Annotated in this window: 4 protein-coding genes and 1 tRNA gene; 2 read left to right on the top strand and 3 right to left on the bottom strand. The window is 62.8% G+C overall.

Annotated features, from left to right (window positions below):
* On the bottom strand, positions 1 to 229 hold a 229-nt coding region (locus MFF42_RS25875; RefSeq protein WP_238258825.1), incomplete at its 3' end, for a Maf family protein.
* Positions 230 to 371: 142 nt separating this feature from the next.
* Here MFF42_RS25875 and MFF42_RS25870 point away from each other — a divergent pair.
* A tRNA-Thr gene (locus tag MFF42_RS25870) sits at positions 372 to 447 on the top strand.
* A gap of 56 nt (positions 448 to 503) precedes the next feature.
* Here MFF42_RS25870 and MFF42_RS25865 read toward each other — a convergent pair.
* Together MFF42_RS25865 and MFF42_RS25860 are read right to left on the bottom strand one after the other, a co-directional pair.
* Positions 504 to 659 carry a hypothetical protein gene (locus MFF42_RS25865; protein WP_238258824.1) on the bottom strand — a complete coding sequence of 52 codons (156 nt, stop codon included), beginning with the start codon at positions 657 to 659 and terminating at the stop codon, positions 504 to 506.
* Between the two features lie 116 nt (positions 660 to 775).
* The gene (locus MFF42_RS25860) at positions 776 to 1,072 is read right to left on the bottom strand and encodes a hypothetical protein (RefSeq protein ID WP_238258823.1); all 297 of its coding nucleotides are present in this window, start codon (positions 1,070 to 1,072) and stop codon (positions 776 to 778) included.
* A gap of 472 nt (positions 1,073 to 1,544) precedes the next feature.
* On the opposite strand from MFF42_RS25860, the gene MFF42_RS25855 reads away from it, so the two are divergent.
* Positions 1,545 to 2,281: hypothetical protein (locus MFF42_RS25855; protein ID WP_238258822.1), on the top strand; the 737-nt coding region annotated here is incomplete at its 3' end.

Below are 2,281 nucleotides of genomic sequence, written 5' to 3'. Positions count from 1 at the left end.
GCGCCGCCTCCAGCTTCTCGCGGGCGAGGCGGCGAGCGAGGTCGCGGGGCGATTCCGACTTGCGCGGCGTCTCGTCGATGTCGGCGGGCAGGAGCGCGTCCGGCTCGATGCCGACCTGCTGGAGCAGTGCCAGACGACGCGGTGAGGCGGAGGCCAGCACGAGCGGCGGCCGGCCCGTGCCCCCGGGCATCTGCGGCTTCAAGGCGTCGGTGGTGAGAAGCTCGTTCATCGCCGTGGTCTTACGCACAAGCCCGGCGACACCGCAACGCGATGTCGAGCCTTGCACCCGCTCCGAGGCTTGCCAAGGGCAGAACGGCCGTCTAAGACCCGGCACATTCCGTCAGGCTTCGACGCGTCGGGCCGGATGTGACGCCGCAATAGCTCAGCTGGTAGAGCACCTCATTCGTAATGAGGGGGTCGGGGGTTCGAATCCCTCTTGCGGCACCATTCAACAAAATCAACGACTTAGTGGGTGTTTCGGGGAGTTTAGTCACCCCCTTTAGTCACCCCCAGCGGACTCGAAACGCGGACGCTTCCGCTTCGACGTTGAAGCCGACCGCACACTCAGTCCGCTCGAATGCGGTGGTGTGCTCGTCCAGCCACGAATCAATTTGCTCGTCGGGGCTGGCGTTGAAGCCGGACCGATCCAGTGCGCTCACGATCATCGGCCAACTACGGGCGCGAAGGCGGTTCTCGTCGCAGCGCGCAGAGGCAACGTGATCTGCGCGGTGTATCGCGATAAATCCACGCTTGGATCGTGCGCCATCCCTCACCCCTACCGTGTCTTGAATGCTACCGCGTCGGTCTCGCTCTTGAACGTCGCGATGATTCGAACGTCCTCCGCCCTATCCCGCACCTCCGCCTCGATCCGTGTCGCGGGGATGTTCTCGTTGATCCAGGCGATCACTTCGGCGGCTTCCCGCATCCGATCGACGGTTTCCTTCGTCGGGTCGGACCGAGCGCCGTAGTGGGAGACGACTTTCGCCGCACAACGTGCGCGCCCGCGTGTCGGAGGGGTCTTGTCGATCGGCGCGAGCACCACCGAGAACGTCGTCTCGATCTTGTACGGCATCCTCGCCCCTCACGCTCCGAAACAGTTTTCGAGCGCGACCATCAGCCGAAGACATGGGTGACTCGCGAGGGCTTTCCCTGCGTCACTCTGGCAACCGACCTCAATCAAAGTGCGCTATTTCCTCACCAACGGCAAATAAAGCCGCCGGCCGAATTTGTTACGCCATTGCTAGATTAAGTATCGGAAGACGGTGCGACTTGCATTTCGCCCGACTCATCGCCATCCTCGCACGCAAGATTGCCGCCCGTGGTGGGCGCGCAGCGATTCGTTTTTGGATGGGGGAAACCGCGACGGACTGACCACGCAACGCAAAACCGCCGACCTCCCGGCAAGGAGATCAGCGGCTTAGCCCTCAAAGTTGTGAGGGGTGCGTATAGATGGGTATCTTCGCAAACCCCATCCTAAGCATCCCGACTCACCTGTCAACTCAGACAGGTCTCTAGTCGTGTCCCGACGCGGCGTCCCGATGGGGATGACCGTGACCGATCTTGTATGCCTTGAGCGCGTCGGCGCTTGGCTGCGCGCAAAGCTCGCCGAACCCGGAATGCTGCGCGGACGCCAGCGCGGTGAGGAGTACACCAACCGGCTCGTTGAGTTCGGGCTCTACGTCGCCCGCGTGCATGGCCGCGACGACCATGAGCACATCTTCCCCTTGGCTCGAATGCCGATGTCCGGCCTCGCGACGCTCGGCTTCCCCGAATGGTCGATCCGCAGCTTCATCGGCGTGCTCGAACGCATCGGCTTCATCGCCCCGGAAGGACCGTTGGTGCGGCGCTGTCATGCCGGCACCGTCAGCCCGACCGCCGGGGGCAAGGCCGTTTGGTGGTGCCCTCGCCAGTTTCGGTTGGGTGCCGCGATCCGCAGCCTATTCGGTAAATCGCGAAACGCTGACCTCAACGCTTCTCCCCTTGGAAGCCAATCCGCCCAAGATGAAACCCTCAACATTAAAGAACTAGAGGAAGGTAAGAAGGGGAGGAATGATCTCGATGAGTCTATATTTCTGGGTGGATTGACCGAAGAAGCCGCGACGATGACAGGTCTGGACGACCCGATTGACGACAACCTTGAGGCGGCGCTGGACGGTTACCGTACGACCGTCGTTCCCCAGGCGATGCCGGATCGTCGCCGAACCGCGCAGGCGTGGGACTGCGAACCGACGTTCAAGGAAAAGGCGGAGGCGTGGCAGGCAAGGGGGGCGCTGAACGGGCT

Origin of the sequence: Methylorubrum podarium, from assembly GCF_022179745.1 — a bacterium.
Lineage (GTDB): Bacteria > Pseudomonadota > Alphaproteobacteria > Rhizobiales > Beijerinckiaceae > Methylobacterium > Methylobacterium podarium.
Note: the sequence above shows the minus strand (reverse complement) of the source record. Positions and strands in the feature narration are given on the sequence as shown.

Bases quoted from the DNA above. Each gene is read 5' to 3' on its own strand.
- MFF42_RS25860 (WP_238258823.1), bottom strand. From the start codon at position 1,072: ATGCCGTACAAGATCGAGACGACGTTCTCGGTGGTGCTCGCGCCGATC.